Source organism: Robertmurraya sp. DFI.2.37 (assembly GCF_029211245.1).
Taxonomy (GTDB): Bacteria; Bacillota; Bacilli; order Bacillales; family Cytobacillaceae; genus Robertmurraya; species Robertmurraya methanolica_A.
This window is the reverse complement of record NZ_JARGEJ010000036.1, coordinates 26,025-48,918: the sequence shown is the minus strand read 5'-3', so window position 1 is coordinate 48,918 and position 22,894 is coordinate 26,025. Positions and strand designations below refer to the sequence as shown.

Sequence of the window (22,894 nt, the reverse complement as noted above, 5' to 3'; positions counted from 1 at the left end):
AAGAAATGGGAAGGCGGACATATCCAACAATGGGCTATGGTCATGAATCAACTGTTAATTCATGACCACCTGAAGAATCGTGTAAAGAAGTATCTAGAATAACTTACACACTTTTCTTGACAAACCCGTATGGACTCCTCCATATTTAACTGTTAAGCTTTAGTAACGTTAACAGCTTGTGGTCCGCGTTGACCTTCTTCAATGTCGAAAGTAACCTCTTGACCCTCTTCTAGGGTTTTAAACCCTTCGCTTTGGATAGCAGAGTAATGAACGAATACATCTTCTCCACCTTCTACTTCAATAAATCCAAAGCCTTTTTCTGAGTTAAACCATTTTACTTTACCAGTTGCCATTCTAATCCTCCTAAAAATTCAAAAGCATTTGATGATAACTAACGTATCACATCTATAGTTTGCCTAAAAAATAGATTTTAAATCCTTTTTTTATAAATTTTTCAGGATTATTTTTCTCTGCCTTTCTTAAACAGTTAAGATGTGCGACGTTCTATTGAGCGTTCGGCTGCATCAACCGTATGCTTTAACAGCATCGAAATTGTAACAGGGCCCACGCCGCCTGGAACAGGTGTAATCGCTGACGATTTCTGAAAACATGATTCATATTCTACATCGCCAACATTACCTGGGTTATAACCTGCATCCAATACAACCGCGCCCTTTTTTAACCAATCTCCTTTAATAAATTCAGGTTTACCGACGGCAGCAACGACAATATCAGCTTGCTTGACGATTTCCGGCAAATTAACTGTGCGAGAATGACATGTAGTAACCGTTGCGTTCATATTCAGAAGCAACGCAGAAACCGGCTTTCCAAGGATCGGACTTCTTCCAACAACAACGGCATGCTTACCTTCTGCCTCGATATTATAATATTCCATGATTCGAACGATAGCTGCAGGGGTGCAGGATGGATAGAGCCCAAAACCTAATGCAGTTTGTCCGTAACCCCAGCTTGTTACCCCATCTACGTCTTTTTCAAGTGCGATAGCTTCAAACGCTGCTCTTTCATCTATATGGGATGGAACAGGATGCTGCAGCAGAATTCCATGAACAGTCGAATCATTATTTAGTTCATGTATCGTTTGCAGTAATTCATCCGTGGTGGTTTCTTTCGGAAGGTGGATTCTTCGAGAGTGAATACCTAATCGCTCACATGCGTTTCCTTTCATTCTTACATATGTAGCAGAAGACGGATCATCTCCAACTAATATGGTCGCTAAGCTGGGTATAATACCTTCTTCCTTTAATACAGCAATTCTAGGCTTAAGTCCTTCTTTCACATCGTTTGCCACTTTTTGTCCGTCTAAAATCAATTTTTCATCCATGTATATACCTCCTCTGAGATAAAGATTATGTAATTTATTGCCCAGACGACCGGCTATACATAGACGTAGCTCCCTTGTGGTTGATTCCACCTTTGTCGTCAGTCACCACGATTTATAAGAAAAAAACTAGTTCATGAAGATAATTCTCCTAAATCCCCCTTTATTATAGCAGAAAACACATATATTACAATGAGGTTCTTATTACATTGTTCGGTTAATAACATTAACACTCTTAAAATGTTACTAAGTGGAAAAATTTACTCACCTTCTAGGCATAATGTATGCAAATATCATCGAAAAAATTAGAAAATACAACAACGATTCGTTGTTGCCAGACTGAAAGAAAAAAGCTTGTCCTTATGCGGTAATGCTGGATAAAAGTAAACACAAAGACCGATAGCCTTCACCAGCTATCGGTCTTTTTTCTATTTTGAAAGAGGGTTTTTATTCACACTTATGCTGGCGTAATTGTCTTACAAATTATGTATCATGATAATCATCATAAAGACGACCTCAAAGTGGAGCATCTTTTACGCCCCGTTATTTTTTCTATGTTATCCATTTCACCCAGCAACGTTTCCATATGTGCTAACCGCTAAACCCTCGTCAAAAAAAAGGATATCTATTTAAATTAAACACAACTACAAGAACGATGATAAGTAATATCGTTGTACTAATGTATTGCCTTGAGCTCTTTATAAAAATAAATTCCATCACTGCCTGATATCCAAATAATAGCGCCAAATAGGTTGTGAAATAAAACAAACCTTGGATATCTGAACTTTCTATCATAAACCATAGTAGGAATAAAAGGAGGATAAATAAAACCGTTTGACCCAAACGGTTAATACGGCTACCAGAGGTTTCCGATATTTTTTTCTTCTCAATAGAAAGAATCTTATTTGTTATTTTTTCTATCACGAACAACAAAATGAGCAAACCAATCACAGTTGCGATAAATTCCATCTAGGTCACCTCTTATTTAAAAAATCACCTTACTATTTCATCATAAGACCACTATTAGAGCTCGCACAAGTTTTTTTATATTTAATTATAAGAAGGATATGCTGCTATGGTTAGATGGGGATTCCTATTATGGAGGAACTTAAAGGTAAGGGATAAAAAGAAAAAACTATGTATGGGTTTTTAACCTTAGCTCAGTAATAATTGCTCATCACTTTCTCGTCCAACTTCAGACAAGTTCTCTTTTTCAAGCAACTCGTTGTACAGTTGATTTGATGCTTCAATTAAACTCTTGTGATATTCTCAATCGACTTTTTCCACACGAATGCAAATCTAGATACATTCCACTAAGTGATATATGGAAGACAATATTATTTTTAGTAATTTTACTTCTAAATTTAAACGCAAGTTGGATTCTAGCTTTCTGTATGATTTTTGTTTTATAAATGACTTAATTTTATCAAAAATGACCTTTATTTTATTCAAACAATGATCAAAGCCGATGAAAATTTATTTGTCGTAAAAATTTCACCGGCTTTTTATCTCAGAGATAGATTTGTCTCAGTCTCTTGAATGATATATTTAAGGTTCTATCTGACGATCTAGATTAACCTTTTTAATGATAGTTTCTGAATCATCATGTTTATCTGAACTAACTACTTTATGTCTCACAACTAGCAGCCATAGGTTTAACAAAAGCTTTGACCTAAAACAACGAAAGCCCTGCCTCTCTTCCATCAATACGGTTCCTTGACCGCGCCTTTAAGAATTAGGATTTCAAAAGTTCAAGTGCAAAGATAATAGTATTCAATTTCACATCTCCTAAATTTGTCCAATTCTATTTTCTGAACAATGGGTAATATCATAATTCGGAAAAATCTTGTTGTATCCACTTCATAACACTTCAAGTGAAATGACCAGTTTAACAATCAAATAACACTTGACTCAACTTAGTGTAGATAATTTAACGAAAGAAGTGAAGCTTAAAAGAAGGAAGTTTTGAGGGTAACCTTGCAGCCATAGGTTCGATGTTCTTCTTTAAAAACTTGTTGGATAAAATCTCTTACCCACTAAGGGAAATTCCATTTCTAAAGGAATTGTACTTATTCGTATTACCTTTTCACTCAATACCTCAAAATATATCGAAATACCATCATATAATGATATACAATTTTTGTCAACCTTTCATAATGAAGAACTGTTACATGACGATGTTGATTTTCCGTACATTTAGTAGGAAACCATATTTTTTAACAAAATAATAATAATAAAGACTCATATCTGAATGCCCTTTAAGAGGAGAAAACAAAGGATTTTTTCGCAATGTTCTCACCTATTTAATCACACTATATTCTAGTTGCCAAAAGTGCAGCGAAGAGAAGACCGCAGTTAGTCTTTAGAAAGCTTACGATAGGGAAAACTATACGTATAAAAGCATTTCTCTAGAGATTCTCAATAAAAAACAAGACAATTCCGCAAAATTGTCTTGTTTTAAACGGTTGTTATTTTTGTAAATCAACAGGAACTGCTGCATCTATTAAAGCTGCATCCAGTTCACTCTGATAAATTTCCTTTTCCTCATCTGTCCATGTAAAATAATTCGCCATATAATCAATCACATTTTGTTTGTGCGTATGAACTAATGAAATATCGAACAAAATTGCTCCTGTTCTTCGGTTAAAGAAATCGACCGGTGTAAAGATCATTTCTTGTTCAAGAGCATAATGCAGCTTGGCAAAGAGAGTAATAGGTAAACGGTATTCTTGTGCTTTCTCAGCATTCTGCGCAATAATTTCATACAGATATTTCACATTTGAACCGTATTTTGATGCTAAATGCCTTGCTTCTTCCGCAGATAATCCAACTTTTTCTCCTGCTTCAACTTGTTCAGATACAAATTGTTCAAAGCGAGCTGCACCACCTACATCGCCACCAGAAATCGGCAAGTGCTTCGTTTGACAGCTAGCAAAAGCTTGGTTGTATTCATCATGTAACTTCCTCGCAAGTACATCGGTAATCATTTCAGCCATTTTACGATAACCAGTCAGCTTTCCTCCCGCAATTGTAATCAACCCAGATGGAGATTCCCAAATCTCATCCTTTCGAGAAATTTCGGAAGGGTCCTTCCCTTCTTCCCAGATTAAAGGACGAACTCCTGCCCAACTTGACTCAATATCATTTTCAGTAATCTTCACATCAGGAAACATATAGTGAATCGATTTCAAAATATAGTCTCGATCTTCAGAACTCATTTTTGGAATGGCAGCGTCTTGATCATAAAAAGTATCCGTTGTCCCGACATACGCCTTCCCTTCTCTAGGAATCGCAAAAACCATTCTTCCATCTGGTGTATCAAAGTAAACAGCTTGTTTTAATGGGAATTTTGATTGATCGATAACAACGTGGACACCTTTCGTAAGACGCAATACCTTGCCTGTTTTGGATTGGTCTTTTTCGCGAATTTGATCCACCCACGGTCCTGCTGCATTGACGATTTTTTTTGCCATAATTTCATACTCTTCTCCAGTAATTCTATCCTGCACAACAACACCGGAGACTTTACCATCTTTATATAACAAATTTTCCACTTTAGAATAATTAAGCGCCATTGCTCCTTTTTGAATGGCAGCTTTCATAACTTCAATCGTTAATCTCGCATCATCCGTGCGATATTCTACATAAACACCGCCGCCTTTTAAATCTTCCTTCTTAACTAGCGGTTCTTTTTGCAACGTTTCATTTGCGTCCAACATCACTCGACGTTCGCTTCTTTTCACTCCTGCTAAAAAGTCATATACCCTTAGTCCAATTGAAGTTGAAAACTTGCCAAACGTCCCCCCTTTATGAAATGGCAATAACATCCATTCAGGAGTTGTCACATGTGGTCCATTTTCATAAACAACTGCCCTTTCTTTCCCAACTTCAGCTACCATTTTCACTTCAAACTGCTTTAAATAACGCAAGCCACCATGGACAAGTTTGGTAGAACGACTTGAAGTTCCAGCTGCAAAATCCTGCATCTCTACAAGAGCAATTTTCATTCCGCGGGTAGCGGCATCAAGCGCAATACCGGCACCAGTAATTCCCCCACCAATAACGAGAACATCAAACTCCGTATTCTTTAACTGGGCTACCATACTTGCTCTGTTCTTGTTTGAAAAATTCATCACATTATCCCCTTTATGATCGTATTATCGTTCATCATTAATACATTGGCACGCTTTCTATAGTATTAATTCCTGTTAAAAAATTGAAAACTCGAACTTTGGTACAAAAAAAGAGAGACCACAAGCAACACTATCGTAGACGATAATGTTTCGTGGTCTCTCCATTTCTCCTACCGAACTATTAACTTAATCCCATCTTACCATAGATCACTTTTTTTTGCACCTGTTTTTACTTTAGCCAATTTTGCCATAACTCTATTTTTGAAGTTGTAATTGCTGTTGCCCCTGCCTCAAGTGCATTCTCAACCTCTTTCCGTGTACGGATTAATCCTCCAGCAAAAATCGGTGTATTTAATCGCTCTTTTACTTCTTTAATCATCCACGGCATTGCACCAGGTAACACTTCTATGTAGTCTGGCTTCGTCTTTTCAACTAAACGATAGCTCTTTTCGAGGGCATGGGAGTCCAATAAAAATACTCGTTGCACTGCTAAAACACCTTTTTGCTTTGCTTTTAATATCACGTTTGACTTCGTTGAAATAATTCCAAATGGTTTATATTCCTGACAAATATACTCGGTAGCATAATCATCATTTTTAATTCCATGAATCATATCGATATGGTAAATCATCTGCTTCCCTTTTTGCCTTGCCATTTGGCTGATATTTTTCAATTGCGCGATATGAACTTCGAGCATGACCCCAATTTCATAAGGGCTTTTCAAAAATAATTCAAATTCTTTCATACTTGTTGAAGCCGGTAAAATTTTTTGATTCACGATTCTATCCCCAATGCTGCTTTTTCATATACTTTAAGGTTTGCGTAAACGATTTCTAAAATAGGGGTATTAATGTTTTCGGCCTGCGCTCGCTTAAGCAAATACAAAAAGAAATGGTCTGCTTCGGTTTGAAGTCCTTTTTCCATGTCTCTCTGCATGGATGATTTCATTTCATACCCCATTTCTTTAATTCTCGCTAACTGTAATGGTATTTGTTCCTGGCCTATAGGCGCTCCCATTTTTTCCATAATTGCCACTACTTCAGTCACAATTCCTTCCAGCGCGGCTAAGCCACTTTTCGTCGCACGAATAGGCCCAATAGGTGCTCTCATTAATGTTGTTGCCCCAGAAAAAGTAGAAATGAACAAGTATTTTTGCCACATCTCTTTTAAAATTTCCTCACTGTATATAAAATTAGCTTTCGTATTGGAAAAGCTTTGACATAAACGTTGGATTCTCTCTGTATTTTTTCCTGTCCGCTCTCCAAACACTAAATTATGTATTGGACTTGTCTGTATAACTGTGCCTTTTTCATCTAAAGTTGATTCAACAAAACAAAGGCCTCCAAGTACCCGTTCTTCTCCAAATTCGCCAATCAACTGATCAAGGTGAGAAATTCCATTTAATAACGGCAATATCATTGTCTCTTTTTCTACATATGGGCGAATATCCTTAATAACAGCTTGTAAATGATAGGCCTTAGTTGAAACGAGAATCACATCGTATGTTTGTGGTTTTTCACCACTAACGATTAACTTTGGCGATAGATGTACATCTCCATGTACGCTCTGAATTTTCAATCCTGTCTCTTCAAGCTGTTTTTTTCGCTTCTCTCGTACTAGAAAAGTAACATCTTCTCCTTTTTCTAAAAGCCTACCTCCAAAATATCCACCAACTGCACCTGCTCCAACAACTAATATTTTCAATTTCCTCTCCCCTTTTTATAACGCTTCCTTATTTTTAGTTTAACATATCACGCCAAAAAGTCGGTATAGTCAAACGAACTACCTATACCGACTTTTCATTTACAAAATTTAAGCTTCTTTTTTCTTTTTTGCTGTTGCCTTTTTCTTTTTTGCTGTAGTTCCTTTCGGTTTCGTTTTATCAATAGATGCTTGAAGTGCGGCCATCAGATCCGTCACATTAGATTTTTTCTCCTTTTCATTCGGAGTAACAATTTCCTTTCCAGTCCTTTTTGATTCAATAAGCTCTAAAAGGGCTGTGCGGTAGTCATCTGTATATTTTTCCGGTTCAAATTCATTCGTTAATTGATCAATTAATAGGATTGCCGTACTTAATTCTTTATCTGTTACTTTCTCCTCCTGTGGGACATTAGGAACATCTCCAGCAGAGCGGACTTCATCAGGAAAATGGAGCGTTTCCATTACCAATGTATTTTCGTATACACGAATAACAGCCAACTGTTCTTTAGAACGAATAATAATTTTGGCAATTCCCACCTTCTCTGACTCACCTAGCGCTTTCCGAAGAAGGGAATACGCTTTCCCGCCTCCTTCACTCGGGGACATAAAGTAGCTGCGATTATAAAAGATCGGATCAATTTGCTCCATTTTAATAAAATCAATGATTTCAACCGCTTTTTCCTCTTTTTCCTTTTTTAAACTTTCAAGCTCCTCGTCATCAAGTACAACAAATTTTCCTTTTGTATACTCGTAGGCTTTAACAATGTCTTCATTCTTTATTTCTACTTCACAAACTGGACAAACCTTTTCATATTTAATCGGTGAATGACATTCCTTGTGCAAATTTCGGAGCTTAATATCTTTATCTTCTGTTGCAGCATGAAGCTTTATTGGGATATTGACTAAACCAAAGCTTATACTTCCTTTCCATATTGTATGCATTACCATTACTCCATTCTTTTTTGCCATTATTTTATGTCGCAGTAGCATTATCATCCTCATAAAGATTTGGAAAAGAATTTTTGAAATCGAGAAAAATGAGGCAAACTACTGTTACTAAAAACGGAAGGGACGATTTAAGATTGAAACCAATGTTGCCAACCTTAACTTTTGATGTACCGGAAGGAAAAGAATGGAAATATGAAGTGAAATATGATGGGTTTCGGGCGCTGCTGACGTGGAATGGACAACTTGAACTAAACAGTCGAAACGGTAAGCCGCTATTAAGTTTATTTCCTGAAATAAGTGATTTTTTAAAGAAAGAACATAAAATAATAAAACCTTTTTTGCCGATCGTCTTTGATGGCGAAATTGTCTTTTTAGAGAACGATTACAAGTCAAACTTTAACCATGTACAAACACGAGGGAGAATGCGTTCTCAACCGAAAATCTCCGAAAGAGCAGAGCAATTTCCTTGTCACTTACTCTTATTTGATGTCATTGTTCTAAAAGGACAAGATGTTCGTTCAATGCCCTATTCTAACAGAAAACAATTGATGGAATCTTTTTTTCAGGAGGTCGATTTCCCCACCCGCCCGGATCTAAAAAACAAAAAACTCGTTCAAATGGTACCTTATTACGATAGTTACAAAACGATATGGGACAAAGTCACTCTGTATGATGGTGAAGGAATTGTCGCCAAAAAAAGCAATCATGTTTGGGAAGAAGGAAAACGAACGACAACATGGTTAAAACTGAAAAACTGGAAGTATGTATCCTGTTTCATCACCTCCTATGAAAAATCCAATGGATACTTTTCTGTAGGAGTTTATCAACAAAACAAAATCGTCCCAATTGGACAATTTCTATTTGGTATTAAACCAGATGAAAAACAAGCTCTCTATCGGACATTAAAAGAGAATAAAATCAATGAAGATGAACAATTTGTGTACGTGAATCCAGCGATATGTGTTCAAATCAAATACTTAGAGTTCTATGAGCAACAGCTGCGGGAGCCCCATTTTGATCAATTTCGCTTTGACTTACAGCCAACTGACTGTACATATGAACGATTTCTCCTGCAGCAAAAGACGTTTCCAACTGAAATCGAGATTTCTCATCCGGACAAACCGTTATGGGAAACCCCCCCCATTCAAAAACATGATTATATTCATTATTTAAGAGAGATCGCACCTTATTTTTTACCTTTTTTACAAAATCGTTTACTGACTGTAATTCGCTATCCTCACGGTATTTTCGGTGAATCCTTTTACCAAAAAAACACCCCCGACTATGCGCCGCAATTTGTTGAGACGAAATTAGAGGATGGAATTAACTATACAGTATGTAATAATTTACAGATACTACTATGGTTGGGAAATCAATTAGCGTTTGAATTCCATATTCCTTTTCAGACAATCGGAAGTGCGGGACCAAGCGAGATTGTATTTGATCTCGATCCACCGTCAAAAGAGGATTTTCATTTAGCTATTAAAGCAGCTTTAATGATTAAGGAAGTTACTGATCATTTAGATTTAATTAGCTTTATAAAAACTTCTGGAAATAAAGGATTACAAATTTACCTACCTCTCCCAGACAATCGTTATAGTTTCGATGATACAAGATTATTTACGTCTTTTATCGCTGATTATCTTGTCTCTAAAGATCCAGATTCTTTTACAATCGAACGGTTGAAAAAAAATCGCGGAAAGCGACTTTATATTGATTATATACAGCATGCAGAAGGAAAGACGATTATTGCTCCCTATTCACTAAGGGGAAATACAATGGCTACCGTTGCAACCCCATTGTTTTGGGATGAAGTTTCTGAAAAGCTGACAATTGAACAATTTCAAATGCCACAAATCATTCCAAGATTAAAATCAAAAGGAGATCCGTTTCGAGATTTCTTTCAAGCAAAGAAAGAACAGCGCTTCGATGCGGTGCTGCAATTTTTAAAAAGTAAATAGCTTGCTCCTCCTGAGATGAAACTACTTAAGATTTTTATGGTAATAAGGGAAGTACTGAAAATAAGCTAATACGACTAAAGCAAGCGGCTGTCCCCAAAATTTATAATCTCTAAGTCGTACATTGAACATTAAAAAATGGAACTGTGTAGGGATCAACTCCCCTGGCGCAGTCAATCCTTTTCTAAACACTCAAAAAGGAGCCGAACAATCAATTTCGGCTCCTTTCATTTACCATATCGTTTTCAAATACGTAGCTACTTCTTCCTGAAGCTTTGTGTATTGCGCTATTTCTTTTGAGAATTCCTGTTTCGTTGTACTTGTAAATGCAGATGGAGAATGTAAATCGACTTTTATTTTTGTTTCATAAACATACGTTGCGTTACCAATTAAATCAATGGAGTAAGAATCCTCTTTTTGATGGGCGACGCAACGAACTTTTCCACCGTTATTAAAGACCTCAACTGGTTTTTCCAGTTTATTCAACCCATTTAGACAGCTCACCAATGTGGAGGCTGACATCGCTGTTCCGCAGGCGTTAGTAAAACCCACTCCCCTTTCAAATGTACGAACGTAAATTTGATTTGGCTTTATCGATTTTACAAAACTAACGTTGACACCGTCTGGAAAGAATTTATTTGGACCGTTCACATACTCGCTTAAATCCCTCTGTACATTTGAGTGAATCTTATCACTATCGACAATCGCAATTAAATGCGGGTTAGGCACGGCGACAGCGGTAAAAATGAGTTCTTCTGATAATGCTGGAATCGCCTCATTTATTAATGTTGTTTGCTCAATATTTAAAGGTAAATCCTGAACTTGAAAAGAAACAGGTGATATTTCTACTAAATAAGTTGGAATTTCAGGGAAAATATCAGCTTCTTTCCGTACAGCTAAATCCGCTTTCATCGTTTCGATTAAAACAGACTCCTCATTTAGTAGTTCGCAAACATATCTTGCCACACAACGTAGTCCGTTGCCACACATAGATGCTTCTGAACCATCCGCATTGAATACACGCATTCTCCCGTCTGCCCTCTCACTCTTCATGACAAATAGAATTCCATCTGCCCCTAGCTCTGTCTCACGATTACAGAGCGCAACCGCCAAATCTCTCCGCTCCTTTTCCGAAAAGGAATACGGATGCGAAATTTCATCTATTAGTAAAAAATCATTTCCCGAGCCATGACATTTGAGTATTTTTAATTCCACTATGTAAACCCCCACTAAATCAAATTTTTCGAAGAACTTAAACACAAATAGATGAGCGCTGTCATAAAAATGACAATATTTATTCTGTAGCATACATCATTTCAGCACATTTATCTAGCAAGATTAAGGGATTGATTCCACTTCTCATGAATAGTTTAAAACTCTGTTGCACACTTTGATTGATCATGCATTGTTGGTACACTTTAGCTTCGATTCAATGAAAGACATGAGAATCCAAAGTTTCTCACGAAATATCCCAAAAATCAACAGAAGCATGCGAACATAGCCTGTCCAAAAATGAGACGAATCGCCATAAAATATAAGTACTACAAAACCCATTGATTCTCTTTTTCCATTAAATGTTCAGACCATGTTAATGACTCCGCATAAATTTTAAATAAATCCTTTTCTTCTATTTTTAAATCCCTACATTTTTCTCGGATTCCGACCCAGTGTGCTTTCTCCACAGCTGTTACTAGATCAAGAACATCTTTAAGAGGATTTTGAATTCCAGATAACGCATCAGATAAGTCATCATGCAATGGTAAATTTTCAATCATTTTTTCCATCGGTACTCCCGCTAGCTTGTCCATGAGGGAAAACAAACCTAGAGTAAAGTAAGTTGATGGTGCGTTTTTCTTTTTCTTTAGCTTTTCAATTGACTCGCACATTTTTGCCCTCGTCAATGATAAATGAACGACTTCTTTAGCACTGTCATTATTAGCTCTATCTTTTTCCCGAACTGATAAAACATATAGCCATTTTTTTATTTCCATCAGTCCAAGCATCATAACAGCTTGTTTAACAGAATATATATTGTGTTTTGTTCGACTGTATTGTGAGTTTACAAGCTTTAAAAGCTTATAAGATAAGGAGACATCCTTCTCTATAAAATCTGAAATGACGTCCATATCCGTTTCATTTAAAATAATTTCTTGTAGCTGCTCATAATGGGCAAAGAAATACGTTGGAATATCATAAGTCGAAATAATTGATGGTTCAGCAAAGTAATATCCTTGAAAAAGCTCATAATGATATCTTTTTGCTTCTGCAAACGCCTTTGCAGTTTCAATTTTTTCTGCAAGAAGTTTAATCCCTCTTTCCTTCGCCCGTTTCTCAATTTGCCTTCTAGTCCTTTTTGAAGTTAAAAGAAAATCAACTTTAATGATATCTATATATTGAATTAATTGTTCTGAGTATAGATTCCCATTTTTCAATACAACATTATCTAAAGCGATTTTGTAACCTAAACTTTTCAGCTCACTACAAATAGCCAGAATCTCCTCTGTTGGAAAAGTAGCTTCTGACAGTTCAACCACAATTTCTTGAGGTTTAAAATAGGTAGGTAAACCGAGAAGTAAAAGTTTCTTCGTAAAATTAATAAAACAAGGCTTTCCATTAGAGAGCTCCTCAATTCCAATATTTAAAAAGCTATTAATAATGACTTCTGCAGTAGCTCGATCACCATCTATATTAGGAAAAGAGTTTTTCAATCCACTTCGATAAAATAGCTCGTACGCAATATGTTCTCGCTCTTGGTTTAAAATAGGCTGCTTGGCAACAAATACTTCCATTCTTCACCCCTCCGACAATTGGATCTTTGTTGACAATAGTCATTTTAAAGAATGATTTTTGATAATACTGTCGAAGTTTGTACTTCAGAAATATTTTTTCTACTTTTTTTTTGCAAACAGTGCTGCTGAGGAATTGTTGACCAACGAAACTATTCAACCATAAGCGAGAACGACATTTCCTTATAAAGAGCAAAACGAACAGCGAAGCTAACTACTAAGGAAGAAGAATCATTTCTTTGTACATCATTTCTTTACTCATTTCACCAACAATCTTTCCTCTAATAACTCCGTCAGAGTCAATAAAAAATGATGTAGGATATGAAAGGATTTCATATTGCTGAGCCACTTTTCCATTCTCATCCATCAAAATTGGAAAGGATAGTTGATACTGTTCTACAAAACGGGCAACGTCGCTCCGTTTTTTTTCAGTGTTCGTCATATTTACAGCAAGAACGATGAAATCATCGTCATGATTTTCTTCATATAATCGTTGCATATCTGGCATTTCTTTTCTACATGGCGGACACCATGTTGCCCAAAAATTCAAAAGAATCTTTTTCCCCCTGTAATCCTCTAATGTTACATCTTCACCATCAAGGGTTGTTATAGTAATGGAAGGGGCTCTCTCCTCTTTCTTCAGTCCAACAGGCAATGAGTCAGGATCTTCCATTTTTTCATATTGCTCTCTACTTACTTTATCAGAGTCATCATTGCTTTGTTTCAAAATTGTCCGATCGATGATAAACAGTAGTATAACGATCGATGCGATTATGAATAAAAATTTCTTCATTAGATAACTCCTTCTTTTCTAATTCATGGGATCTTAAAATGTTAGTGTAAATGCAAAGCGATTGTCACTCAAAACTTATCCGGCTCGTTTATATTTATAGAAAACGATAAACGTTTTATTAATATTAAAGCATGGCTGTGCACCATTTATCGTTATCTATTCTACTGAATTCGAAAGAAGGAAGCTATCATTTTATCTTCAATGGTTACGGTAGCGATATATTTTCACAAGGAGAGCAAGAACTATCGATCTTTCTTCCTCAGACAAATCATGATCAAAGGATAGAACGGGAGTATTCGCATCTTTAAAAAATACATCCCATTCTAATGGCATCCACCCTTTTCGTACCCGTCCAATCGTTTCTTGATTGAAATTTTTAAATTGAATATCCGTAAATAAACGTTCTGATTGGACAATAATCGAAAAGGCTTGATGAGAAATTTGAATATGATATTTCTCTCGCTCCTGCTCTTCAATCTTCACGCACAAATCTCCATTGCTATCGTATACATTTGCTCGCTTTCTCTTCCATTGAACCTTCATTACTAATTCATTCTTCACATTATATAACCCGTACTCTGCCGGTATAAACCGGTCAAGAAAATATGGAAGAAACCATCTAAGCCTCAGATAGCGAGCATCTCTTAATTCACCTAATATTGCCCCATTAGGGCTGAATAAAAGCATCCGCAAAGATGGCGCAGGCATAAACATGAGTAGATAATTATTTTCACTACATGGGGAAAGATTCTCTTCTTCCAGTACACTCCTCTCAATTTCAAGTGAGCGCTCACGATTTAGAAGATATGATTGATAAGAGACCAAACTATATAAAATAAAGGGAAGTGCGGTCCACACTACTTCTTTTCCATGTGATAAAATTGACAATGGAATGACTATAATCATGACTGGTACAAGTGCAGCAATACTCCCGTTTAAATATGTATTTGCTGCTAAACGATAATATTGTTGTATATTCATTGCAAAATTCCCCTCTTTTAGTCGGTATTCATTTTACCCTGCGTTGTTTTATCAATAATTCTGTGTTAAACAAAGCCTTTTACTTAAGTGAAAACGGCCATTTCCCCTTTTTCTTAAACCACCCTATCAAACTATGAAGAAATCTTTTGATTTTGCCTTCCCATGATGCAGGACCAAGAATAAATCGATTAACAAGGAATTCTACTAACTCCTCGAACAACACTAGTATCAAAAACAAGATCAAGATGACTAGTATCCATGTCCACATTTGAAAGACTCCTCCCTAAATCTAGTTAAAAATCTTCTACTAAATCTATATTCGTTTTCCTTTTATTCATGCTTATTTTCTCTTAAGCCATTTGCTTTTCTTAACTATCATTTTCCATATTCAATAGAAAAAGTCTAGGAATTGCCTAGACTTTTCTCTATCGAATTAATCGGAATACGAATGGAATTTTGTAAATTGTCCCTTCGTATGCTTTGATAGCTGCTACAATCGAAAAAATGAAATACAATACTCCAACAATCCAGATCGTAATAAAGCCAATAAGAACAAGCATCAACATTGTACTTATGAGGGTGTATACTCCATAGGAAATAAAAAAATTAAAATATTCTTTTCCATAATAATCTACATATGTCGAATCTTCCTTTTTCAGCAACCAAATGATTAACGGACCAATAAAAACAGTAAAAAAACTAACAACAAATATGAGTGCTGCAAATAATCGCTCATCTTGATTTGGCATAATAAAACCTCCTTTAAGTTTAGATGAAAACGTTAAAGATACATTATGAATGGCAATCTGCTTTAAAAAAATTGGCGGAAGCTTGAGTGCAAATTTTACATGACGAACACTTTTTCAACGCTCACCTAATTGAATAAAACTGTCTTCAATGAAATAATCCCTATTGATATTGTGACCAAACTAGCCGAAGCTATGTTCATATGATCAGCACTTCCACATTACTTGTTTATCTTTATGTTCTTGAATGGGACATCATGAATACATTTATAAAAGGACAACTTTAAAAAGGATGATGATCATAGTGATGTCAAAACTAGAAGCCTTCATACTCGGCATTATCCAAGGGCTGACCGAATTTATTCCCATTTCCAGTACTGGACATCTTTACTTAGGACGACATTTATTCGGATTAGATGAAGCTGGATTATTCCTCGATACGATGCTTCATGTAGGCACTTTGCTTGCTGTTCTCGTCGTCTACAAGGATGAACTGCTCCATATCCTAAAAAATCCATTTGGAAAACGCTCTTCACTACTATTGATTGGAACGATCCCTGCTGTCATTGTGGGACTTCTTTTAAACGATTTATTTGATTCTATCTCCAAAACGGGTATTACAATTGGCTGGGAGTTTTTATTTACTGGATTTATTCTCTGGATGGCAGATGGAGTCAAAAAAGGAGCCAAAAAAATGGACAACATTACTTATGGAGACGTACTATTTATCGGAACCTTTCAAGCAGCAGCTATTTTTCCAGCGGTTTCCCGGTCGGGCCTAACTATTGCTGCAGGGCTATTTAGAAAGCTTGACCGAGAAACTGCTGCCTATTTCTCCTTTCTCATGTCCATTCCAACGATCTCAGGAGGAATTGTGTTGGAATTGGGTGACCTAGTATCAGGAAACATTGAAGCAGTGACGCTTGGCAGTCTTATCGTTGCAACTATTTCATCAGCACTTTGCGGTTATTTTGCGATCGTTTGGATGATCAATTTCTTGAAGAAACGATCATTAAAGGTTTTCGCCATATATGTATGGATCTTGGGTTTCACCGTATTAATATTTCAGTTGACCGGCTTTTTTTAGGAGTGAGTTTTCATGCATGAAATGATTTTGAATATATTCGATTTCCTCTCTGCCCTTGGCTATTTTGGTATTTTAATTGGTCTTATGATTGAAATTATTCCTAGTGAAATTGTCCTAAGCTATGGTGGTTATTTAATTGGTACCGGACAAATTCATTTTTTCGGAGCCCTTCTTTGCGGAGTAATCGGTGGAACGCTCGCTCAGTTGTTCTTATATTGGTTAGGGGCTTACGGAGGTAGACCTTTTTTAGAAAAGTATGGAAAATATATCTTAATACAAAAAAAACATCTTGATGCAGCCGAATCATGGTTCCATAAATACGGTACTGGAGTGATCTTTTCCGCAAGATTTATTCCAGTTATCCGCCATGCTATCTCTATTCCTGCCGGCGTAGCCAAAATGCCTCTCGCCCATTTTACATTGCTGACGATAGGTGCAATGATTCCGTGGACGATTTTATTTCTCTTGTTGGGCATCGAATTAGGAGAACATTGGCAACAGATTGAGCAATACTCACGTCCTCTTGTTCTCCCGATTATCGGAGTATCCGTTGCCGGAATTGTTCTTTATTTTATGTTTACATTTCTCAAAGAAAAAGGAAAAAAATCTTAAAAATTTTTCATAAAATATCTATTTCCTTTTTCAAAAAAATCTTGTATTATACAGAAAGAATACTGATCATATTAAAATAAAAACTTGTTAATCAATATTGTTGATAACATCAATACCGACATATAACAAAGCTTAAAACAAAAAAGCAATAGGGAAGGCAAATGGTGCGCCACCACTCAAAGATATTCCATGAGCTGGTTCTAGTGGGTTCGATTCCCACCCCGAAATTTTTTAGCTACATTATAAAAAATTTCGAGGGTGGGTCTTAGTCTTTTTATGCGTAGAATAAGACTGTCCTCAATATGGAGGGAATTATTCATGCTTAAAAAACGCGAACTTCAAGACAGTCATGCATTATATGAGTGGATGATACACCCTGATGTCTTCCCTTTTGTCCGTCATAAGGCTAACTCGTTAGATGAATTTTTGTTCCTTACAAAGCAAACTATTGAAGCCGAGGAACGGGGAGAGTTGATATCACGTACAATTCTAGACGAGTGGGGAAATCCGATTGGAACCATTAATTTATTTGACATAAAAAATAACGCTGGTTTTCTTGGAACTTGGCTCGGGAAGCCTTTCCATGGCAAAGGCTATAACAAGCTCGCGAAGGATGCTTTCTTTGAAGAAATTTTTAATAACCTTAACATTGAGACGGTCTACATGCGAATTCGCAAAGAAAATATTCGTTCTCAAAAAGCGGCTGAAAAGCTTCCTTATATCATCTATGCCAATGAAACACGACAAGAAATTTTTGCGCAATTAAATGTTTCAGAGCAGATTTATAATTTATATGAAATTCCAAAGGATCTATATACACTCCATGTATTGCGACATGGCTATGTACAGCAAGATGCAAATCATTTATTAGAAGCATAATAAACCCCAACGTTATTACGGGCGTTTTAGACTATCGACAAAAGGTATTGCGAGACCCCTCTCGGTACCTTTTGTCATTTTTGAATGAAATGGCGGTTAACATCCGTTGAGTTCCGCTCCGGGCACTTGCTTTCCGAGAGGTGGTAGTGAGCTTCCTCCGAAGAGTCGCTCCTGCGGGATCTCACCTGTTCCGCAAATGAGGCACTGAAAAAGTTTTCAGCGGTCTTTTTTGCAGAATTTCTAGTGCTCTGTCTTCTGTTCTGTCGGGATAGAAAGCAAATGTAGTTAGTTCCGATACTTTGCTTTTTGTTCTATTGGCACTATTCATCGGATTGAACTCTTGTAAACCTCATTTGTTCCGGTCAGTCGAATGTGAAGCTTATTCTTACTGGAGTATTTCTCGTTTCTCTCGTTCTGTCCGGATACACCTCTCATACGGACTGGAGTATTTCTCGCTTCACCGTTTCATACGCTGGAATAGAAATCGACATTTTTTACAAATCGGTGAAGCGTTACAGACATGTTTACCGCTCCTCAACTAAGTGGAAGAAACTGCCTGAAGTTAGAACTGTGACTGTAGATTTACTCGTTCGTTAAATGGATTATCCAAATACAAGAAAGCAAGGGAAGAAAAAGAGTCCTTCATCTTCCCTTGCCTATTGTATTAGTCATTTTAGTTAGCCCATTCTTAATCTTTTTTTTCGGTCAACTGAAGATAAATATTACGCAATACATATGCTTTGTATAATTCCAGTTTTTTTCTTTCTACCGGATGATAGTAAACACCAAGCTCTTTTAACTTTTGGACATACCAGCCCTTTGACCCTTGATAAGCCACCTTCATTCTCCTCTCAAAAGCGCATGTCCCTACACTATATGTAAAAAATATCGCAAGTATGTTTAAAAATTGTGTCATTTCCCTTATTTTAATCACCGGTAATATGATATAATCCATTCTTATAACAGAAAATTTCTATTTTACGAGGTATACACATGGAGCAAACTTATAACAAAAGACAGAAAGGAAAACTGCTGCTACAAATTCTTATTCCTATTTTGATCACTCAATTTGGGATGTTTTCCATGAGCTTCTTCGATACGATGATGTCGGGTAGATTTAGCCCCAATGATTTAGCTGGTGTCGCAATCGGTTCTTCGATTTGGGTTGCGGTTTTTTCTGGGCTTAGCGGAATCCTGCTGGCAGTTACCCCCATCGTTTCTCAACTAATTGGAGGTAAAAAAGCAAATGAGGTGGCTTTTAATGTTATTCAAGCAATTTATTTAAGTATTGTTATCGCCTTAACGGTCATTATTAGCGGTCTCTTCTTATTAAATCCACTGCTAAATATGATGAGCCTTGAAGATGAAGTGCGACGCATTGCAATGGATTACTTAACCGCCCTTAGTTTTGGGATCTTGCCATTATTCGTCTATAATGTACTTCGTTCCTTCATCGACGCATTAGGAAAAACAAGAGTCTCGATGCTGATCACATTGTCAGCTCTTCCGATAAACGTATTTTTTAACTACGTTCTTATTTTTGGAAAATTAGGCTTACCAGAGCTTGGTGGTGTTGGTGCTGGATTTGCCTCTACGATAACCTATTGGCTGATTATGGGGATTGCCTTTTTCGTAACTTCCAGACATTATCCATTTTCATCTTTTCAATTATTTAAAACCGTTCATCGCATTTCGTTAAAGAAATGGAAAGAAATTTTACTAATTGGCGTGCCAATAGGTTTTTCAATTTTTTTTGAAACAAGCATTTTCTCGGCTGTCACTTTATTAATGAGTGTATTTGATACGATCACCATCGCCTCCTATCAAGCCGCAGTTAACTTTGCCTCCTTTTTATACATGGTCCCGTTAAGTATCTCAATGGCTTTAACAATCCTAGTTGGTTTTGAAGTAGGGGCAGGGCGATTAAAAGATGCAAAAGAGTATAGTTGGATTGGTGTCTCACTTGGCGTAATGATGGCGATTTTTTGCGGACTGATCTTACTTATTTTCCGCTTTGAAATTGCTAGCTTTTACACAACAGATGCAAGAGTATTGGAATTAACAGCACATTTCTTGTTATTTGCCCTTTTCTTTCAATTATCTGATGCGATTCAAGCCCCTATTCAAGGAGCATTAAGAGGCTATAAAGATGTTAACATGACCTTGATGATGTCATTGATTTCCTACTGGGTTATCGGTCTGCCAGTTGGTTATATGTTAGCGATGCATACATCTCTTGGCCCTGTTGGCTATTGGATTGGACTAATTAGTGGATTGGCTGTTGGGGCACTTACTTTAAGTATGAGACTCATTTATATCCAAAAGCAAAAATTCAAACAGCTTAAACAAATATAAAAAAGAGCAAAGGAAAAAATGTACTGCCCCGTAAATGTTAGACACAATCTAACGTTTACGGAGGTTTTTTTATGTCCAAATTTACTGCAGAAGAAAGAATAAAAATAGTTTTACGGTATGTATATGGGAATGAGCCTATCAATGAGATTGCACGAGAGGTTCAGGTAAACGCAGCTATTGTGAGTGGGTGGATTCGTCTTTACGAACATCAAGGTATTGAAGCTTTTCAAAAAAACTATACAAGTTATTCCGCTCAGTTTAAAATGGATGTACTAAATTTTATGAACGAAACGGGTACATCTTCTATTGATACAGCTGCGATTTTTAATATTTCTTCTCCGGGAATGATACGAAATTGGAGATTAAAGTTGAAGCAAGATGGAATAAATGCCCTACAACCAAAGAAAAAGGGGCGTTTATCCATGAAAAAAGAAATAAAGAAAAGTGGAACAAAGAAAGATACTTCAACAGCAGTTGAAGGTGCAATTGAAGATACAGTAGAAGCATTACAAGTGAAAGTGAAACGATTAGAAATGGAGAATGCCTACTTAAAAAAGTTGAATGCTTTCGTTCAAATGCAGGAAAAATTACAAACAAAATCAAAGCGCAAGTAATTTTTGAACTAAAGGAGCAGTATGAGGTCGTGGAAATAGTTGAAGTCGCAGACATTCCACATAGCACGTATTATTATTGGGAAAAACGATTGCATCAAGTAGATAAATATGGGGAAGTCAAAGAGGAGATCAAAGAGATTTACCATGAACACAAAGGTCGTTATGGGTACCGTCGAATAGCTAAAGAACTAGAGAAAAGAGGATTTCATCATAATCCGAAAACTAGAAATCACCTAATGAATGAAATGGGACTAAAATGTCTGGTACGAATGAAAAAGTATCGAGCTTACAAAGGCAATGTCGGGAAAATCGCTCCGAATCTATTAAATCGTGATTTTTCAGCCCAAAAAATAAACCAAAAATGGGTAACTGACGTTACAGAATTCCACCTTTTTGGAGAGAAACGTTATCACTCTCCCGTACTTGATTTATGTAATGGTGAAATTATCGCTTATACCGTGATGAAACGCCCTGTTTATAAGTTAGTGGGAGATATGTTAGAGCAGGCGATTGAACGAATTCAACCGGAAGATCAAATAATCCTCCATTCAGATCAAGGTTGACATTATCAAATGAATCCATATCAAAAGACATTAGAACAGCATCAGATTACACAGAGCATGTCCCGAAAAGGGAATTATTTGGATAATGCAGTCATAAAGAATTTCTTTCGCTTATTAAAGTCCGAACTCCTTTATTTACAGGAGTTTGACAGTATAGAGCATTTGAAAGGGAATTAGCTGACTATATATACTATTACAATCACAAACTATATATACTATTACAATCACAAACGAATGAAGGCAAAATTAAAAGACCTGAGCCCGGTGGAATACCGAACTCAAGTCTTAAAAGTTGCATAAAAATATTTGTCTAACTTTATTGAGTCAGTTCAAAACGAGTTGTTTTGTTTCATTTGCTTTTTTCGCGTTTAGGTAATAAACGCTTTCTTGTTGTATCAAGGCTAAACCCTGAAACTTTGGCAGACCATCACTTAAAATTTCTAGCTCTTTCCATCAAGCACAGATGTTGACATCATCACCTAGTGTTTACAACACTTTTTACTTCTAACAGTTAAAAGTTGAGACGCTTTACTTTACCAAGAACATCTTTTGCCCCTGTAATCGGGATAATTCCCCCTGTGATAAAACTAGATTCCTCCATTACTAAAAAGGAAATCACCCTTGAAATATCTTGTCCTGTACCGGGGCGTCCAATCGGCGTATCCTTGTCAAATACATCACGGGCATCACCGATCATTCTCTCTTTCCACTCACCTGTTATATCACCTGGGCAAACCATATTTACGGTAATACCATTTTCAGCTTCTTCTAGCGCTATTGTTTTTGTTAATGAAGCAAGCCCCGTTTTAGCAGCTGCAAAAGCGGAGCGATACATCCATCCTGGTGCCGATTCAACTCGGTCAAAACCAACAGTCACGATGCGCCCCCATTTTTGCTCCCTCATTTTCGGAATAAACGATTTTGATAAATAAAATACTGCATTTAAATTCCCATTAATTATGTAATTCCATTCTTCAAAAGTGTAATCAACCATTTCTTTTCGCTTATGCATATAAGGGCCAGCATTATGAATAAGGATATCAATGGTCGGAGAAAAATTCAGAGCGGCTTCCACCAATTTTTTGCAATCTTCTTCTCTCGTAAGATCGCCCTGCACGATAATATTCTTTATTCCGTATGAATGTAGCTCATTTGCAAGCTCCTTCGCCTGTTCTTCACTGCTTCGGAAATTAATAACTAGGTTAACTCCACTTCCGGCGAGCTCTAACGCCGTTCTTTTCCCGATTCCCGTTGCTCCACCGGTTATTAAGGCGGTTTTTTGTTTCAAATGACTAACCTCACAATATGAATATACTTTATATACGTTCCTTTCATGACGTTAAAAATCATGAACTGAACCTACCTCTATACTAAAAAGAAATCGAAAGATATGCAAACA

Annotated in this window: 20 protein-coding genes, 1 pseudogene and 1 riboswitch; of the genes and pseudogenes, 6 read left to right on the top strand and 15 right to left on the bottom strand. The window is 36.6% G+C overall.

Going from position 1 to position 22,894, the window contains the following annotated elements:
* Positions 1-152: 152 nt before the first annotated feature.
* The 7 genes from PZE06_RS17355 to ku form a co-directional block, all read right to left on the bottom strand.
* Entirely contained in the window at positions 153-353 is a 201-nt protein-coding gene (locus PZE06_RS17355) for a cold-shock protein (RefSeq protein ID WP_095306380.1), read from the bottom strand.
* Positions 354-487: 134 nt separating this feature from the next.
* The gene (locus PZE06_RS17350; protein WP_150917089.1) at positions 488-1,342 is read right to left on the bottom strand and encodes a bifunctional 5,10-methylenetetrahydrofolate dehydrogenase/5,10-methenyltetrahydrofolate cyclohydrolase; all 855 of its coding nucleotides are present in this window, start codon (positions 1,340-1,342) and stop codon (positions 488-490) included.
* Positions 1,343-1,374: 32 nt separating this feature from the next.
* Positions 1,375-1,458, bottom strand: a riboswitch (ZMP/ZTP riboswitch).
* A 490-nt stretch (positions 1,459-1,948) separates the two neighbouring features.
* Positions 1,949-2,308 (bottom strand): DUF4181 domain-containing protein, encoded by a 360-nt coding sequence (locus PZE06_RS17345; protein WP_150917092.1) that lies wholly within the window; start codon positions 2,306-2,308, stop codon positions 1,949-1,951.
* Positions 2,309-3,807: 1,499 nt separating this feature from the next.
* The gene (locus tag PZE06_RS17340) at positions 3,808-5,472 is read right to left on the bottom strand and encodes a glycerol-3-phosphate dehydrogenase/oxidase (RefSeq protein ID WP_150917094.1); all 1,665 of its coding nucleotides are present in this window, start codon (positions 5,470-5,472) and stop codon (positions 3,808-3,810) included.
* A gap of 229 nt (positions 5,473-5,701) precedes the next feature.
* Positions 5,702-6,250 carry a glycerol-3-phosphate responsive antiterminator gene (locus PZE06_RS17335; RefSeq protein WP_150917096.1) on the bottom strand — a complete coding sequence of 183 codons (549 nt, stop codon included), beginning with the start codon at positions 6,248-6,250 and terminating at the stop codon, positions 5,702-5,704.
* A complete protein-coding gene (locus PZE06_RS17330; protein WP_150917098.1) occupies positions 6,247-7,176 on the bottom strand; it encodes a ketopantoate reductase family protein in 930 nt (309 codons plus the stop codon). The genes PZE06_RS17335 and PZE06_RS17330 overlap by 4 nt, the downstream gene beginning before the upstream one ends.
* 108 nt (positions 7,177-7,284) lie before the next feature.
* On the bottom strand, positions 7,285-8,115 hold the full coding sequence (gene ku, locus PZE06_RS17325) for a non-homologous end joining protein Ku (RefSeq protein ID WP_150917100.1): 831 nt from the start codon (positions 8,113-8,115) through the stop codon (positions 7,285-7,287).
* A 140-nt stretch (positions 8,116-8,255) separates the two neighbouring features.
* Between ku and PZE06_RS17320 the strand changes: the two genes are divergently transcribed.
* Positions 8,256-10,082, top strand: a complete 1,827-nt coding sequence (locus tag PZE06_RS17320; RefSeq protein ID WP_150917101.1) for a DNA ligase D — start codon at positions 8,256-8,258, stop codon at positions 10,080-10,082.
* A 228-nt stretch (positions 10,083-10,310) separates the two neighbouring features.
* On the opposite strand, the gene dapF is transcribed toward PZE06_RS17320, so the two are convergent.
* The 6 genes from dapF to PZE06_RS17290 all read right to left on the bottom strand — a co-directional run bounded on the left by dapF (position 10,311) and on the right by PZE06_RS17290 (position 15,388).
* Positions 10,311-11,294, bottom strand: coding sequence for a diaminopimelate epimerase (dapF, locus tag PZE06_RS17315; RefSeq protein WP_150917104.1), 984 nt, complete (start codon positions 11,292-11,294; stop codon positions 10,311-10,313).
* A 326-nt stretch (positions 11,295-11,620) separates the two neighbouring features.
* Complete coding sequence (locus tag PZE06_RS17310) at positions 11,621-12,868, bottom strand: EAL and HDOD domain-containing protein (protein ID WP_150917106.1); 1,248 nt, start codon at positions 12,866-12,868, stop codon at positions 11,621-11,623.
* Between the two features lie 214 nt (positions 12,869-13,082).
* Positions 13,083-13,658 (bottom strand): TlpA disulfide reductase family protein, encoded by a 576-nt coding sequence (locus PZE06_RS17305; RefSeq protein WP_150917108.1) that lies wholly within the window; start codon positions 13,656-13,658, stop codon positions 13,083-13,085.
* Positions 13,659-13,856: 198 nt separating this feature from the next.
* Positions 13,857-14,639, bottom strand: coding sequence for an LURP-one-related/scramblase family protein (locus tag PZE06_RS17300; protein WP_150917110.1), 783 nt, complete (start codon positions 14,637-14,639; stop codon positions 13,857-13,859).
* Positions 14,640-14,718: 79 nt separating this feature from the next.
* Positions 14,719-14,907, bottom strand: coding sequence for a hypothetical protein (locus PZE06_RS17295; RefSeq protein WP_151025768.1), 189 nt, complete (start codon positions 14,905-14,907; stop codon positions 14,719-14,721).
* A gap of 157 nt (positions 14,908-15,064) precedes the next feature.
* Positions 15,065-15,388, bottom strand: a complete 324-nt coding sequence (locus tag PZE06_RS17290) for a DUF4870 domain-containing protein (protein WP_150917112.1) — start codon at positions 15,386-15,388, stop codon at positions 15,065-15,067.
* A gap of 304 nt (positions 15,389-15,692) precedes the next feature.
* Here PZE06_RS17290 and PZE06_RS17285 point away from each other — a divergent pair, with 304 nt between their 5' ends.
* From PZE06_RS17285 to PZE06_RS17275, 3 genes are all read left to right on the top strand, one after another.
* The gene (locus tag PZE06_RS17285) at positions 15,693-16,472 is read left to right on the top strand and encodes an undecaprenyl-diphosphate phosphatase (RefSeq protein ID WP_150917172.1); all 780 of its coding nucleotides are present in this window, start codon (positions 15,693-15,695) and stop codon (positions 16,470-16,472) included.
* Positions 16,473-16,484: 12 nt separating this feature from the next.
* A complete protein-coding gene (uptA, locus tag PZE06_RS17280) occupies positions 16,485-17,084 on the top strand; it encodes an undecaprenyl phosphate transporter UptA (protein ID WP_150917114.1) in 600 nt (199 codons plus the stop codon).
* A gap of 318 nt (positions 17,085-17,402) precedes the next feature.
* The gene (locus tag PZE06_RS17275) at positions 17,403-17,963 is read left to right on the top strand and encodes a GNAT family N-acetyltransferase (RefSeq protein WP_150917116.1); all 561 of its coding nucleotides are present in this window, start codon (positions 17,403-17,405) and stop codon (positions 17,961-17,963) included.
* Between the two features lie 688 nt (positions 17,964-18,651).
* Here PZE06_RS17275 and PZE06_RS17270 read toward each other — a convergent pair.
* Positions 18,652-18,807, bottom strand: coding sequence for a DUF2639 domain-containing protein (locus PZE06_RS17270; protein WP_306421245.1), 156 nt, complete (start codon positions 18,805-18,807; stop codon positions 18,652-18,654).
* A gap of 149 nt (positions 18,808-18,956) precedes the next feature.
* Between PZE06_RS17270 and PZE06_RS17265 the strand changes: the two genes are divergently transcribed.
* Together PZE06_RS17265 and PZE06_RS17260 are read left to right on the top strand one after the other, a co-directional pair.
* Positions 18,957-20,318, top strand: coding sequence for an MATE family efflux transporter (locus PZE06_RS17265; protein WP_150917120.1), 1,362 nt, complete (start codon positions 18,957-18,959; stop codon positions 20,316-20,318).
* Positions 20,319-20,389: 71 nt separating this feature from the next.
* A pseudogene (locus PZE06_RS17260) lies at positions 20,390-21,795 on the top strand (IS3 family transposase).
* Between the two features lie 211 nt (positions 21,796-22,006).
* On the opposite strand, the gene PZE06_RS17255 reads toward PZE06_RS17260, so the two are convergent.
* Complete coding sequence (locus tag PZE06_RS17255) at positions 22,007-22,783, bottom strand: SDR family oxidoreductase (protein WP_150917122.1); 777 nt, start codon at positions 22,781-22,783, stop codon at positions 22,007-22,009.
* Between the last annotated feature and the right edge of the window lie 111 nt (positions 22,784-22,894).

Bases quoted from the DNA above. Each gene is read 5' to 3' on its own strand.
- PZE06_RS17355 (WP_095306380.1), bottom strand. From the start codon at position 353: ATGGCAACTGGTAAAGTAAAATGGTTTAACTCAGAAAAAGGCTTTGGA.
- PZE06_RS17350 (WP_150917089.1), bottom strand. From the start codon at position 1,342: ATGGATGAAAAATTGATTTTAGACGGACAAAAAGTGGCAAACGATGTG.
- PZE06_RS17345 (WP_150917092.1), bottom strand. From the start codon at position 2,308: ATGGAATTTATCGCAACTGTGATTGGTTTGCTCATTTTGTTGTTCGTG.
- PZE06_RS17340 (WP_150917094.1), bottom strand. From the start codon at position 5,472: ATGAATTTTTCAAACAAGAACAGAGCAAGTATGGTAGCCCAGTTAAAG.
- ku (WP_150917100.1), bottom strand. From the start codon at position 8,115: ATGCATACAATATGGAAAGGAAGTATAAGCTTTGGTTTAGTCAATATC.
- PZE06_RS17310 (WP_150917106.1), bottom strand. From the start codon at position 12,868: ATGGAAGTATTTGTTGCCAAGCAGCCTATTTTAAACCAAGAGCGAGAA.
- PZE06_RS17305 (WP_150917108.1), bottom strand. From the start codon at position 13,658: ATGAAGAAATTTTTATTCATAATCGCATCGATCGTTATACTACTGTTT.
- PZE06_RS17300 (WP_150917110.1), bottom strand. From the start codon at position 14,639: ATGAATATACAACAATATTATCGTTTAGCAGCAAATACATATTTAAAC.
- PZE06_RS17295 (WP_151025768.1), bottom strand. From the start codon at position 14,907: ATGTGGACATGGATACTAGTCATCTTGATCTTGTTTTTGATACTAGTG.
- PZE06_RS17290 (WP_150917112.1), bottom strand. From the start codon at position 15,388: ATGCCAAATCAAGATGAGCGATTATTTGCAGCACTCATATTTGTTGTT.
- PZE06_RS17285 (WP_150917172.1), top strand. From the start codon at position 15,693: ATGTCAAAACTAGAAGCCTTCATACTCGGCATTATCCAAGGGCTGACC.
- uptA (WP_150917114.1), top strand. From the start codon at position 16,485: ATGCATGAAATGATTTTGAATATATTCGATTTCCTCTCTGCCCTTGGC.
- PZE06_RS17275 (WP_150917116.1), top strand. From the start codon at position 17,403: ATGCTTAAAAAACGCGAACTTCAAGACAGTCATGCATTATATGAGTGG.
- PZE06_RS17270 (WP_306421245.1), bottom strand. From the start codon at position 18,807: ATGAAGGTGGCTTATCAAGGGTCAAAGGGCTGGTATGTCCAAAAGTTA.
- PZE06_RS17265 (WP_150917120.1), top strand. From the start codon at position 18,957: ATGGAGCAAACTTATAACAAAAGACAGAAAGGAAAACTGCTGCTACAA.